We start from the raw sequence: 13175 nt of genomic DNA on the forward strand, positions 1-13175 counted from the left end.
ATATCTTCACATCAAATTATATGGAATGCCGATGGCGCAGCCAAGCGCCGAACGCTTCCAGGAATTCATCATGGTAAAACCACGCGGCGCATTTGCATTTCCGGCAGCGGTAGTGCTCGTTGGAATCAATCTTCGTCCCACGATGGCGACGATCGGACCCCTGCTCGACGTGATCCAGCGCGAGACGGGGCTGGGCGATACCGGGGCCAGCCTGCTGACCACGCTTCCGGTCGCATTGATGGGCGTGTGCATGCTGGGCGCGTCCCGTCTGCAAGCCGTATTCGGCGCGCGCCGGGGCATCGCGTCCGGCGTGCTGCTCGTCGTGCTGGCCTGCCTTGGACGCTGGGTGTGGAGCGGCCCCACGGCGTTACTCGCGACGGCGATCGCAGGCGGCATCGGTATCGCGCTGGTCCAGGCTTTGATGCCGATGGTGATCCGGCACCGCGCGGGAGGGCACACGGCAACGGTGATGGGGATTTATTCGACGGCAATCATGGGCGGGGCGATGATCTCCAGCGCAGCCAGTCCATGGCTGGCGCAAGGCATGGACTGGACCGCAGCCCTGGGCGTATGGGTGTTTCCCGCCCTGGTGGGACTGGCGGCCTGGTGCCTGGCCACGTCGCGACCCGACGTACTTCCTGTGCCCACGGCACGGCGCCCGGTCCACCGGAAGCCGCGCGGCTGGCTCCTGCTGGGTTTTTTCGGCCTGGGCACCGGCGCCTATACCCTGGTACTGGCGTGGTTGCCGCCGTTTTACACCCAGCTCGGCTGGTCGCCGGAAGCGGCGGGGGCGTTGCTTGGCGCCCTGACCTGCGCGGAAGTGGCGGCAGGGATCGCCGTGTCCGCCGTGGTCGGCCGGACGCCCGACCGGCGCGTGGTGCTGCTCCTGGCGATCGGCGCGCTCCTCGCGGGGATGCTCGGCTTGTCCGTCGCCCCGGCCGCGCTCGCATGGCCGGCGGCACTGCTGGCCGGGTTCGGCATCGGTGCCCTGTTCCCCCTGTCGCTCATCGTCGCGATGGACCATGGCGATAACCCGGCGGATGCCGGTGCCATCGTGGGTTTCGTCCAGGGCGGCGGCTATCTGCTGGCGGCGATCCTGCCGCTCGTTGCCGGACTGCTGCGCGAGCATCTCTCGAATCTCGCACCCGCATGGTGGTTGATGGCCGCGCTGTGCCTCGTGCTGGCGCTCATCGCCATTCCGTTGCGCCCTGGTCATCGCATTTCTTTCCAGGGCTGATGCACGGCGTTCGACATGGCGGTCCGGCAAGCTGTGTTGTGCCGCCCCGACACAAGTTATCAAACGAAAAATGGTTCTATCGAGAAATTCACAATCCGTCTGGTATTGCTGAGCCAGCTTGCGGATACTGGGCACATCGACTGTTCCGAATATCCGCATGGATCGCTTTTCTTCCCTTTTGTTAGCCGCCGTCTGCGGCCTGCCGCTCGCCGCATCGGCCGGCGCTGACGACACGATGACCTCCGACCGTCCCGACGTCGTCGAATCGAGCCAGGTCGTCGGCAAAGGCCGCCTGCAGCTGGAAACGAGCCTGCAGTGGGAGCGCGACCGCGCCGGCGGCGCCACGGTACACACGCTGACCATGCCGACCCTGCTGCGCATCGGCCTCGGCGAGACGATGGAACTGCGCTTCGAAACGGACGGCCGCACCATCGAGCACGCGGGCGGCGCGACGATGACCGGTTACGCCGACACGTCCGTCGGCATCAAATGGCACACGGCCGGCCAGGATGGCGCCACCCCGTCGCTGGGCTGGCTGCTGCACGCGGACCTGCCCAGCGGCAGCAAGGCGTTGCGGGGCGCCGGCGTGCGCCCGTCGCTGCGTGTCGCCGCCGAGTGGGAGCTGGCGAATGGCGTCGAAATCGGCATCATGCCCGGCGTCGGGACCGACAACGACGAGCGTGGCGCCCGCCGCGGCTACGGCATCCTCGCCGCCACGGTCGGCCGCGACATCACGGAACGCCTGCACGGCTTCGTCGAACTGGCCGCGCCGCGGATCGCCCGCGCCAACCGCGGCGGTACGCAGGCGGTCTTCGACGCCGGCGTGACCTGGCTGGTCACGAACGACATCCAACTGGACGCCGCGGTGAGCCGCGGCCTGAACCGCCGCACGCCGGACCTGGGCATCGGCCTGGGCCTGTCGGTGCGCCGCTGAAGGAGTATCCCATGCTGGCCTGGAACGTCACCGCCATCGCCTTCGTCGTGATGGTCGGCGGCATCGGCGAACTGGCCGTCGGACAGCTCGACGGCGCCGTGGACGCCATCACCGGCAACGGCAGCGCCATCCGCCACCAGATGCAGGCCGACCAGGCGCATGACGCCCTCCGCGCCGCCGTGCTGGCCGCGCTGCTGGCGGGCGATGCCGACTCGGCCGCACGCGATGCCGCCGAACACACGGCCCAGTTCCACGAGATGATGGCGAACCTCGACAGGCAGGTGAAGGATCCTGCGATCCGCGCGGCCGTCGACAAGGTGAAGCCGGACGTTGACGCTTACCTGCACAGCGTCGGCGGCATCCTGGCGTTGTCCGATCCGGCCGCCGCGCGCGCCGCTGCCGCCAGTCGGGGCCGCGCGCCTGGCCCTGCAATGATTACGATGTAGACAGGTTGGGCCGCGCCGGCCCGGTCTTGGCATACTGTCGGTATGCAAACTTCGATCCGCTCCGCTTCCCTGGCCTGCCTGCTGGCAGGCGTCCTGTCCGTCCCGGCCGCCCATGCGGACGACGACACCATCAACCCCGACCGTCCCAACATCGCCAACTCGAGCCAGGTGGTGGGCAGCCACCGCGTCCAGCTCGAGACGGGCGTGCAATGGGACCGCCAGCGCGACCTTGACGCGCACGTGCGCACGCTCACGACGCCGACCCTGCTGCGCATCGGCGTGGCCGACGCGTTCGAACTGCGCGTGGAGACGGACGGGCGCACGATCGAGCACGCGAGCGACCCCGCGTCCGGCGCGCACACGGTCAGTGCGGGCTGGGCCGATCTGTCCGCCGGTGTGAAGTGGCACGTCGCCGACCAGGACGGCATGCGGCCATCCGTCGGGATGATCGCCGAGGTGGCGCTGCCCACGGGCAGTGCGGCGCTGCGCGGCAGCGGGTTCCGGCCCGCGGTCGAGCTGCCGGTGGAGTGGGATCTCGGGCACGACTGGTCGCTGGGCGTGATGCCGGGCATGGCGCGCGATAGCGGCGTTACGTACGGCGTGTTCGCGGCGTCGGTGGGGAAGGCGTTCAGCGAGCGGCTGCACGGTTTCGCGGAAGTGGCCGCGCCGCAGATCGGGCACGGGACGCAGGCGATCATGGACACGGGCGTGGCGTGGCTGGTGAACAGGGATTGCCAGATCGACGCGATGGTCGTGCATGGGGTGAATCGCCAGACGCCGGGGCTGAGCCTGGCGTTTGGCGTGTCCGTCAGACGCTAACGTCGTAGGCGACTTACGCTATATCTTTGTGCTGAAATGCTGAAAGCTTGAGATCAGCTTCGCTCCACAACTCAGACTGTCGCCATCGAAAGCGATGTGCTTGCCGCTGATTGTGTGGTGCGGAGAACCGCTGGTGATCGTGCAGCCTGAGTGGCCAGGGATGGGACAGCTGCACGTGTCGCCCACGCAGGCTACTGGAATCCCGTGAACTTTGAAATGCGACGCGCTGGCGCTGATCACTTTGCCGCCGTGGGTCGTAGCGTCGCCCAGTCTGATGACGTTTTTCATGCCGGTATCCTTGCTCGAATGTGAGGATATCTATTTGACGGCCGTCGCGGCCTCGCTCTCAGCAGGGGGCGTCATCGATCTGATGCTCCGGAATACGTCACCGCGTGATTCTTGCTGCGCCTTACGTTTTTCTTCGGGAGGCGGGCTGATGAAAATGAAGGTAGCCTCATGCGGATCCCGCAAGTTGACGGCGAGGCTCGGGCCGCCGGCACGGTAGCTGCCCATTACGCCAATCGCCATCTGCATGAACAAGGTGGCGGCGCCGGTATTGCCGAGGCGGCGGTCGATGTTGATGAACTGGTCCAGTTTGCCGCTGTCGACTTCGGGACCGCCTTGCGCGGCATATTGATGCAGCATGCCTTCGAGGGCGACCAGTTGCTCGGTTTGATTGTTCGTGGCTGCGATCACGCGCGCCGGGCCCTTGGCGCGCTCGGTCTCGGGGAGCGTGCGCAGTGCTTCCTGCAGGCCTTCCACTAATGCTTTTTGCCGCGCGTCGCGCCGGGGGAGCGGTTTGCCGTGTTCGTCCGTGGTCTTGACGAAAACTGGTCGGTGGATGAAGCCGAGCGTTGCCATGCTGTCGAATTGATTGAGCTGTAGTTTGCTCCACGGGATCGGGAACCACGGCGTTGGTTTCCAGTCGAGTGGTGGGCGGTGCTTCGCGTTGAACTCGCGGTCCAGGAGGCTGATCTGGCCGGTGCCGCGGATGTCCGGGCGCTTGCTGAATTTGGCGGCGTATTCGAGCCATTCGGCAGCGGTCACTGTTCGGCTATCCGCAAAATTGGGGTCGTTGACCCGCGGCACCAATTTTTGTAAATCGAGATAGCCCAAAAATAGACGCCTCGCGACCCCATCGTGATTGAGTACCTCCATTGGCGTCCGATAATCGTCGATATCCTCGTACGCAAAAGGACGGATTGGATCGACGCGCTCGCGGCGGGCCAGGATGAAGAGAGCCGACGAGTCGGGCATTTCGGGGACGTAGTAGCCATCCTTGACGAGTCGTGGCGAGCCGAGTGGTCGAAAGCTGTCACGAACATCCATGCCGTCATCGGAGTTCAATACTACGTACGGTATGTCAGGATTGGCGTCGAAGAAATCGAAAACGTCGTCGAGAATATGGTCGGGCCGCTCGGCAAGCCGTGTCGCGCCGGCTACGAACAGGCTGGTAGCCATCCCGGATGATTCCGTCGACGCGGCGACTCCAATGTCGGGCATAAGCGGGTTTCCCGCATACTTGCTCCTGTCGGGCGGCCTGGCATTAAACACGGGCGTGCCCCATTCCGTGACGGTATAACCGGCGCCATTTTCGAGCGTGGCGCCAGTTCGCCCGCCGCTCTGCCCAAGCTTGTCAAACATCGTCCATGGATATTTTCTTGGGTCTTGCTCGCGGAGCGTCGTGTACGGGTTACCGGATTGCAGTGCCTCCCAAAGTTTGCCCTGCCGGTACTTGTCCAGGGTGACCCCCAGATTGATCACCTCCAAAACGTATTCACGCCGACCTTGCTCCGTATGGGCTGCTGCCGCCTGTTCACGTGCCCGTGCATCCGCAGCCACCGCTTGGAGCTGCCGGGCGTTCGCTTCGCGTGCCACCAGAACCCAGCGCCCACCGAGTATGAGTCCAATTCCTAATGAAACTGCCAGAAGCCACCACGGTTTACTCATAATTTTCTCCGTTTGCTTGGAGCCGCAATTGAAGGCACTAAAGACGTAAGAGAGATGCAGACATCAGACGGACGGCTGTATTGGACAATATTCGTTCTGCTGTCGGATCAGTTTGATAGCTGATGTGATCATGACGTTACCCGTTCAGCCTTCCCAATCGTTCCATCCATCGATTCCACGACAAGGCACTGCGGGAGCCCATCTGGTGGGAGTGGCAGGCTGGTAGGCAATTTGCCGGTTGAGTAATAAATTTGGTTACCTTCGATCAGCTCTTTTCTCCAGGAACGCTCGTCTGCCCAGTAGTCTGCGAACTGTTCTAAAAAATCCTTCCATTCGAGAATTCCGGATCGTGGCTTTTCGGGGGGGCGTGGCTTTTTCAGTCTCCAGTCGGCTACCGCGCACAAGTACTTGTAAAACAGCGGATGCGTCGGTGCCTTGCCTCCCCCAATCGCTACGTCGTACGCGGTCACCTGACTATGATTCTTGCGACCGCCATAGATTGCGCTGTGGAACGAGCGTGACGTGCTCGCCTTTTGCCAGCGCAATCTTGCCTCGTTCGGCGTTTCGGTTCTCTCGATTAACAGCTTGGACGGATTGAGCGGACGCTCAAAGCCGACGTCAAGGCACACGTAGACGCTCTTGACCTCGCACCTGTCCTCGACTTTCTTTTCGTGGTTTAGCTTTTCCGTCAGCACCCGGCATCGCTCGTTCAGCTTGGCGACTCTAGCGCCATGAAGGTCTGGGCGCGGGCTTGTGATCGGTTGGTAGCCGCGCAAATTCATGGCGATGCCGAACGAATCAACAATGCATTCCCAATGATGGCCGTCGATGCCGTATCTGCTGGTCACGGAGATCGCGGCGTCAATTTGGTCTACGTTTTCTCTCGCTCCATAGCGGTATTTCTCGTCAGGGAGCGCGCCTTCGCCCATGCTCGCCACCACCGGCTTCGGCAGGGCCTCGCCGGTGATGCGGCGCAGACCAAATCGGCCGCGCTCTTCGGGAGACACGTCGCTAGGGGCACCTCCTGCCGTCGGCAAATGCTCGCGCAGGGAGTGATTACTCATCCACGAGTCACTGGCGGCCGTGTGGCCTTGGTCGTCCTCGCCTGGAACCCGCAACGCAAAGTCGTGGGGTGGCTGCCCGACCATAACGAAGTTTCCGCTCCGAAAATCCGGCCGGCGTTTCAGCGTGAAAACGCGCTGGAAAAAGCCAGCGCCTAATTCTGCAAGAGGTCTGTAAGTTGTGGGAGTCGCTACCCCTATTGTATTGCCTTGCCGTGTTAAGGCATCCTTGAACCCGGGACGTGAGGGAATCTCACGATTTTGGAGACGGTGGCCCCGCAGGAAATCAGGCACCCCCTGCCAGCCGATTCCTTCGACACCGGCAAACGCGACTGTCATGTCCTCAGGCGAAAAATATAAATAAACCTTGCCGCGGTTATCGCGGTCCTTAGCCGCGTCCCACTTTGGGCCGACCGCACCAACATGTTTTTTTGTATCGGCCAATTCCGCTATCTTCGGCGTTTGATGCTTTTTGGTGTGCACACCGTTCACGATGTTTGCCAGCGTCATGAGACGGGCCCGCAATGTCTGTCCGCCAGTAATGTACTTGTAGCGATCGCCGTTTGCGGTCATCTGCACATCCTCGCCGGAATAGCCGTTGACAAGCGCTGCTGACGTCGGCAATTCATCGATCAAACTGTAGGGTGGGTTGCACAGGATGAGTGTATCGGCAGGACGCGCGCCTGGCTGTTCGTTCTGCATTTTTGGGTCGAGCAGAAACGCCTGCGCCAGCAGGCTGAGCAAGCATCCCTGGCTGTGAGCGACGATAGACACTGTCTCGTTCTCATCGTAATCGCGGATCATCGAAATAAGTGCCGCCAACCGACGTGCCGCCAAGATCATGTAAAGCCGGCCCGGATTTTTCAGGATGGGGTGCGTCGCATCGTGCGATGCTCGATCCAGAACGCTGTACGCATCGGTCTTTCCGCGGTTCCACATCTCTGCGAGCGACGATGTCGCGTTGGCGAACGGCCCGCCTTCCTTCGAATAGTCCCTATCTAACCGGTTCCCGTAGCGGTCCGTTGCTTGACCGTGTGGCGTTTTCCTCCAGTCGTTGACGTAAGCGGACTCCTCACGAAACCCCCAATAAAAAGGGATGATCGGGCTGTGCGTATCGTCGTCTATTTTGCGCTTGTAGAACACGGCATCGGGGTCTTCTTCCAGTTTGTCGCGGTCGGCGGCTTGCGGCATTCGATATGTACCCGGCGTCAGCTCGCCGCACAGCCGTTCCGCCAGCCCTTCGCACAAACCCGATTCCACCGCGTCGTAACTGACCCCTACATCGTTCACGCCATGCACGAGAATGATCGAACCGGGCAAATTGTGTCTGACGCCGACGATTTTCTTATTGCCTTGCCCCGGTAACGTTACGCCTTCTCCCTTCCCCCGGCTGAATGGCAGTTTCTTGTAAAGCGAAGCGCTCTTTGCGTCAGTCATGGCTGGCCTCCCTCCTTGAGATCAATGCTTGCAACGTGCATCTGGTCGTGCTTCAAGATCGTGGTGGTCCCTTGAGCGTCAGTGCTACCCGCGCCGCCGCCGGCCGCCGATTCGATCTCGTAAGCCAAGCCGGCCGCCGGCACGCCGCCGTCGAGGTGCGGGTAGAGTCGAGGTTCGAACTTGAGATCCGTCCCGTCCTTCTTGAACGTGGGGAACTGCGCGGTCATCGTCTCCGGCCCATCCCAAATGAAATCGGGCCCGTGGAACTTGAGGGCCTCCTTGCTCCCGAGGACCGGGGATCCATCCCCGAGCTTGAGGAATGATCCATCTTGTGCGACCAAGAGGATGGTCTTGGCCGATACCGTGATCGCGCCTTCGCTGGCCGTCACCTGAACGTCCTTGGCCGAGTTGACAGCGATGTCGTCATGCTGGCTTTGCACAAGCAGTTTGCCGACGTGGGCGATCGCACTGAGTCCGGCGCCGCGGGCAAAGAGCGAGATGCCGTTGCCGGCATTGACTGCAAAGCGTTGGCCCGCCGTGAGTTGCAGGTGCTGCAGGGCGGTTGTGTCGACATTGGTGGCCGAGTAACTGACGATAGCCTTCGAGCTCGCGAAGCCGATGCCGGCTGGTGAGGTCACCGCGATGACGGGCTCTCTTGGCTCGGCGGCTTCGGGCGCGGTGTTGCTTCCGTCCTCCCAATTCTTGAATCGCGCGCGCAGTGCATCCTGTTCCTTGGCATCGATCGCCAGGCCGTTGTGCTCTGCGGCGTAGTTGCCGAGTGAAGTGCACAGTTCACCGCATTCGCGCAGCAGGTCGAGGTATTCGTTGCGTGCGAGCTGGGCACCCTTGCTGTCAGAGCCGTCGAGCAGTTTCCAGGCACTCAGCAAGATACCGCGTGCCGCGCGCAGGGCAATCGCTTCGTTGGTGCGTAATTCCGCGCCGTCACCGCGCGGCCGCGCACCGTTCTCTCGGCGCGGCTCAGTGAGATAACCAAGGTTCAGCTCCGTTTTGCCATGGTCGCTGGCCAGCTGCGCACTGATCTGGCCGGTCGTATCGTCGAGCCGAACCTGGTTACCGCGCCGGCCACGTATCTCCCGGCTGCGCAGGCCGGACTGATAGCGTGTATCGGGCAACGCGTCCTCTCCGACGAACATGGGCGGAGGTGAATCGCCGTTGTACATTTGGCCGATGATGACTGGCTTGTCGGGATCGCCGCCTGCAAATTCAATCAGCACTTCGGTGCCGACAGGGGGCAGGAGGCGAGCCCCGAGACCATTGCCGGCCCAACTGGACGAGACACGGACCCAGGCCGAGTCGCGATCGGAATCGGAACTGCCGGCACCCGCCGCATGGGCATGCTCTTCCCGGCGCGTGGCCAGAAAGCGGACTTTGACACGGCCCAGTGAGTCGCACCACACAACTTCGTTCTCGGGGCCGACGACGATTGCCGACTGCAGCTGCGGGCGCGGAAGAACGGGGCGAGGTGGAACGATGCGGATGCTTCTACGAACACACGTGAAGCTTGTCTTGTAGCGCAGCGTCCGGTTTTCGTCGGTCCGCTGCTGCGCAGTGGTGTCGCGGGCCCAGCCGCTGCGTTCGAAGAGCCGCTCCACACGTGCGCCAATGTCCACCGGTAGGTTGTTCTCCGCAGCGATATGCTGGGATGTGACGACGAACTGCCGCTCGCTGTCGGGATGGGTGTCGATTTCTGGATGGCCTTTCAGGCCGAACCACTCGCCGACGGCCAGGTCGCGTACGCTGCCTTCGCCTTTGAACCATTTGGCGGCGTACTCGTGGTAAGCCATTTGCGCGTCGTTCAGGTCCGACAGATCGCGCGGACTGTCGCCGATGTGCGGGGCTGCGACCTGGTAGTCGTCCAGTCCGGCGGCCAGTTGGTTGCCTTGTTCGCCCTGATCGGCCTGAGCCGGTACCTGGGCTGTCATGAACATCGTATTGCTGGGCTGAAGGTAGTCCCAGCTGAATAATGACGTACTCCCCGAACGGAGCGCACGTACCGCGCTCCAGCCGGTGATGGTGTCGCGCTGCTCAGTTGCATCGTCGCGATGAAATCGCACCAACCCAGCGGCATTTTGATCGAGTTGACTCGAGTCGGCGAACAATACCAAGGTATGTCCGATCCTTGACGGCGTCCGACCGGTTTCGGATGACCCGGCTCCCGTCGTCAGCCCGGGACGAAAAAACCAGGCGATGCCGCGTCGTTGCAGCAATCGACGGACGAAGTCCGCGTCTGACTCGTTATGCTGCATGATGAACTGGCGCTTGGGCAAACGGCGATTGGCGAGGCTGGCGTCGATTGCCAAATCGAAGGATGCTCCCAAAACCCCCATACTTTTCTGCCATTCGGCGACCAGTATCTGCACGATATCCAGTTCGCTTTTATCTCGGAACACACGTGTGTTGAATTTGTTTTCCAGCACCGACAGCGCATCGCTCATGACTATTTGATACGTGGCGAGCCCGCCGTCGCTTTGGCCCGAAGCAGCCTCAGTGAGGAGCCCGCATATACGGCGTAGCTGGCCGCGGTCGGTGACGATTTGCAGTTCGGCAGGGACGCCGATGAAGTTCTTGAGGGGCAGGGTCGCGTTCTCGGACACACACAGCATCCGGAATTTGAATCCGCCGCAGATCGCTTCGTAACCGATTACTCGTTGCGGCAGGAGCGACTCTCTTCCGGCCTTGATCATTCCATCAAGAAGCAGGCGAAGCGGCCGGTGGCGATCTCTCAGCACGTATTGAATTTCGGCGAACGTTCTTGCGATGTCGGGATCAGCCATCGGTCGTACCCCTTTCAGGATGTTCACGCTCTGTGTACGGTGGGTACCCCAAACGTTGCGCTGGGGAACCTTGCAATTATTCAAGCTCATGCTTGAGTGACATTTGAGCGAACTCAACCTGACGACCGTCGCGAGAGCGCGCCGTACAACCTGGAGAGCCGCGCTGAAAACGAACAGGGCCAGCGGCATCGCGAAGTCGGGAAAGCGTTCAGCGGAAGGCTGCACGGCTTCGCGGAAGTGGCCGCGCCGCAGATCGGGCACGGGGCACAGGCGATCGTGGACACGGGCGTGGCGTGGCTGGTGAACAGGGATTGCCTGGGGCTCAGCCTCGCGTTCGGGATCTCGGTGCGGCGCTGATCCCGGACGCGACGTGTCCCCTGCTCAGGCCACCGACACGACCAGTTTGCCGGCGGCGGTGCCGTCGGCGATGGCGCGATGCGCGTCGGCCACGTTGGCGAGCGTGTACTCGGTCGGGTCGATGCGAATATTGACCTTGCCGGCTTCCACCAGCCGGGTGGCTTCGCGCATGATGGCGCCGTGCGCGGCGCGACGCTTGCCGCTGATGAGGGGCAGCAGCGTGAAGACGCCCGAGTACGTCGCGGCCCGGAAGGACAGCGGCGCCAGCGCATGGGTGCCCCAGCCGAGGGCGCTGACGACGTGGCCCCCGTACAGGCGCGCGGCGCGGAACGAGGCGTCGAGGGTGGCACCGCCGACCGTGTCGAAGACGATGTCGAAGCCTGCGCCGTCCGTGTACTGCGCCACGTAGTCGTCCACGGTGCGCGTGCGGTAATCGATCGCGGTGGCGCCGTATCCTTCGATGGTCTCGCGCTGGCTTGCCGAGCCGGTCGCATACACGTCGGCGCCGAAAGCGCGGGCGATCTGCACGGCGATGTGGCCGACGCCGCCCGCGCCGCCGTGGACCAGCACTTTCATGCCCGCGCCGACCTTGGCGCGATCCACCAGGCCTTCCCAGGCCGTGATGAACACGAGGGGCAGCGCCGCGGCTTCGCGCATCGACATATTGCGCGGTTTGTGTGCCAGCAGGTCGGCATCGACTGCGGCGTATTGCGCCAGCGATCCTTGCACGCCCGCGATGCCGCCCGTCATGCCGTAGACCTCGTCGCCGGGGCGGAAGCCTTCCACGCCGGGGCCGACGGCTTCCACGACGCCGGCCATGTCGATGCCGAGGATCGCCGGCAGGACGGTGCGTGCGTGATCGGCCTTGCCGGCCACGATCTTGGTGTCGAGCGGATTCACGCCGCTCGCCGCGACACGGACCAGGACCTGGCCGGGACCGGCGACCGGACGGGCGACGTCGCGCAGCACGAGGGGTTCGTTGTACGCGGCCAGGACAACGGCTTGCATGGTGGTCGGGTTGCTCATGATATTTCCTTTCGGGCGGTTGTGGTTGGCACCAGCTTCGATCGCAGCGCCAGTGAACCCAGTGTAGGAAAAATGCCCAGCCGGAAAAATGGCTCGGCCGCCAATGCAGAATTTCGGATTCGTGGATAATCGGATTGCCACTGTTACAATACCCGCCTGTCACTCATGCCGGGACGAGGACGCATGGACCGCCTGGATGCATTGAAAGTCTTCTGTTGCGTCGTGGAAGCTGGAGCGTTCAGCCGTGCGGCCGACCGGCTGGGGATTTCCACGTCTTCGGTGACGAACCAGGTGGCGTCGCTCGAGAACCATTTTCAGGTGAAGCTGCTGCACCGCACGACGCGCCGCATGTCCCTCACCGACGAGGGGCGCCAGTGCTACGACAACGCGGTTCGGCTGCTGGGCGACATGGATGAACTCGAAAGCGCGCTGCGGCAGTCGAATGCGACGCCCAGCGGTGTCCTGCGGGTCGACATGCCGGGCATCGTTGGCGACCTGATTGTCGCGCCGGCGCTGCCGCTGTTCTTCCGCGACTATCCGGATATCACGGTCCGGATGACGGCCAACGACCGCTTCGTCGACATGGTCGAGGAGGGCATCGACGTCCTCGTGCGGATCGGGAACCTGCCCGATACGTACCTCGTCGCACAAACCCTGGCGACGACGCGTTATGTCTGCTGTGCCGCGCCGGATTATCTGGCACGACGCGGCACGCCGCAGTCGCCCGACGATCTCACGACGTTCGACTGCCTGAACTTCGTTTATCCGAAATCGCGTCGCATCCGCCCGTGGTTCTTCGAACGGGATGGACAGCCCGCGCCGCTGGCGCTGCGCGGTGTCTTCGGCACGGATCACGTCGAAACGCTGGTGGCGGCCGCGGTGGCCGGGGGCGGCATCATCCAGGTCTTGTCGTTGTCCGTGCAGGACAAGATAGCACGAGGTGTTCTCGTTCCCGTCCTGGCGGATTACGCCGCCGCCGGGCCGGACGTCTCGGTGCTGTTCCAGCGGCAGCACCTGCGCGCGGCGAAGGTCAAGGCGTTCGTCGACTTCCTGCGCGAGACGTTCAGGCGGCGGGAGCCCGGCGGTTCGGGGTGAACCGCCGGACGATGGGCG

The 13175-nt window shown here is 63.1% G+C and carries 11 protein-coding genes; 6 read left to right on the forward strand and 5 right to left on the reverse strand.

All coding sequences use genetic code 11. The annotated features are described in order from the left end of the window. The first annotated feature begins 70 nt into the window (after positions 1-70). The 4 genes from ACEN98_RS25065 to ACEN98_RS25080 all read left to right on the forward strand — a co-directional run bounded on the left by ACEN98_RS25065 (position 71) and on the right by ACEN98_RS25080 (position 3436). Positions 71-1237 carry an MFS transporter gene (locus ACEN98_RS25065; RefSeq protein ID WP_413389084.1) on the forward strand — a complete coding sequence of 389 codons (1167 nt, stop codon included), beginning with the start codon at positions 71-73 and terminating at the stop codon, positions 1235-1237. Positions 1238-1394: 157 nt separating this feature from the next. Further along, a complete protein-coding gene (locus ACEN98_RS25070; RefSeq protein ID WP_413387585.1) occupies positions 1395-2171 on the forward strand; it encodes a transporter in 777 nt (258 codons plus the stop codon). 11 nt (positions 2172-2182) lie between these two features. Continuing rightward, a complete protein-coding gene (locus ACEN98_RS25075; protein ID WP_413387586.1) occupies positions 2183-2617 on the forward strand; it encodes a hypothetical protein in 435 nt (144 codons plus the stop codon). Between the two features lie 42 nt (positions 2618-2659). Beyond that, a complete protein-coding gene (locus ACEN98_RS25080) occupies positions 2660-3436 on the forward strand; it encodes a transporter (RefSeq protein WP_413387587.1) in 777 nt (258 codons plus the stop codon). 18 nt (positions 3437-3454) lie between these two features. Here ACEN98_RS25080 and ACEN98_RS25085 read toward each other — a convergent pair whose 3' ends face one another. The 4 genes from ACEN98_RS25085 to ACEN98_RS25100 all read right to left on the reverse strand — a co-directional run bounded on the left by ACEN98_RS25085 (position 3455) and on the right by ACEN98_RS25100 (position 10706). Further along, on the reverse strand, positions 3455-3724 hold the full coding sequence (locus ACEN98_RS25085; RefSeq protein WP_413338270.1) for a PAAR domain-containing protein: 270 nt from the start codon (positions 3722-3724) through the stop codon (positions 3455-3457). 30 nt (positions 3725-3754) lie between these two features. Beyond that, positions 3755-5386, reverse strand: coding sequence for a DUF2875 family protein (locus ACEN98_RS25090; protein WP_413387588.1), 1632 nt, complete (start codon positions 5384-5386; stop codon positions 3755-3757). Between the two features lie 128 nt (positions 5387-5514). Beyond that, positions 5515-7884 carry a DUF3274 domain-containing protein gene (locus ACEN98_RS25095; protein WP_413387589.1) on the reverse strand — a complete coding sequence of 790 codons (2370 nt, stop codon included), beginning with the start codon at positions 7882-7884 and terminating at the stop codon, positions 5515-5517. After that, on the reverse strand, positions 7881-10706 hold the full coding sequence (locus ACEN98_RS25100; RefSeq protein ID WP_413387590.1) for a type VI secretion system Vgr family protein: 2826 nt from the start codon (positions 10704-10706) through the stop codon (positions 7881-7883). The genes ACEN98_RS25095 and ACEN98_RS25100 overlap by 4 nt, the downstream gene beginning before the upstream one ends. Positions 10707-10775: 69 nt before the next feature. On the opposite strand from ACEN98_RS25100, the gene ACEN98_RS25105 reads away from it, so the two are divergent. Then, positions 10776-11036 (forward strand): hypothetical protein, encoded by a 261-nt coding sequence (locus tag ACEN98_RS25105; protein WP_413387591.1) that lies wholly within the window; start codon positions 10776-10778, stop codon positions 11034-11036. 24 nt (positions 11037-11060) lie between these two features. On the opposite strand, the gene ACEN98_RS25110 is transcribed toward ACEN98_RS25105, so the two are convergent. Next, a complete protein-coding gene (locus ACEN98_RS25110; protein WP_413387592.1) occupies positions 11061-12062 on the reverse strand; it encodes a zinc-dependent alcohol dehydrogenase family protein in 1002 nt (333 codons plus the stop codon). A 183-nt stretch (positions 12063-12245) separates the two neighbouring features. Here ACEN98_RS25110 and ACEN98_RS25115 point away from each other — a divergent pair, with 183 nt between their 5' ends. Then, a complete protein-coding gene (locus tag ACEN98_RS25115) occupies positions 12246-13157 on the forward strand; it encodes a LysR substrate-binding domain-containing protein (RefSeq protein WP_413387593.1) in 912 nt (303 codons plus the stop codon). Positions 13158-13175: the final 18 nt, after the last annotated feature.

It is taken from the genome of Massilia sp. CT11-137, assembly GCF_047302885.1.
Taxonomy (GTDB): domain Bacteria; phylum Pseudomonadota; class Gammaproteobacteria; order Burkholderiales; family Burkholderiaceae_D; genus Telluria; species Telluria orientalis.

Excerpts from the sequence above, each read along its gene's own strand:
- ACEN98_RS25065 (WP_413389084.1), top strand. The coding sequence starts at position 71 with ATGGTAAAACCACGCGGCGCATTTGCATTTCCGGCAGCGGTAGTGCTC.
- ACEN98_RS25070 (WP_413387585.1), top strand. The coding sequence starts at position 1,395 with ATGGATCGCTTTTCTTCCCTTTTGTTAGCCGCCGTCTGCGGCCTGCCG.
- ACEN98_RS25075 (WP_413387586.1), top strand. The coding sequence starts at position 2,183 with ATGCTGGCCTGGAACGTCACCGCCATCGCCTTCGTCGTGATGGTCGGC.
- ACEN98_RS25080 (WP_413387587.1), top strand. The coding sequence starts at position 2,660 with ATGCAAACTTCGATCCGCTCCGCTTCCCTGGCCTGCCTGCTGGCAGGC.
- ACEN98_RS25085 (WP_413338270.1), bottom strand. The coding sequence starts at position 3,724 with ATGAAAAACGTCATCAGACTGGGCGACGCTACGACCCACGGCGGCAAA.
- ACEN98_RS25090 (WP_413387588.1), bottom strand. The coding sequence starts at position 5,386 with ATGAGTAAACCGTGGTGGCTTCTGGCAGTTTCATTAGGAATTGGACTC.
- ACEN98_RS25095 (WP_413387589.1), bottom strand. The coding sequence starts at position 7,884 with ATGACTGACGCAAAGAGCGCTTCGCTTTACAAGAAACTGCCATTCAGC.
- ACEN98_RS25110 (WP_413387592.1), bottom strand. The coding sequence starts at position 12,062 with ATGAGCAACCCGACCACCATGCAAGCCGTTGTCCTGGCCGCGTACAAC.
- ACEN98_RS25115 (WP_413387593.1), top strand. The coding sequence starts at position 12,246 with ATGGACCGCCTGGATGCATTGAAAGTCTTCTGTTGCGTCGTGGAAGCT.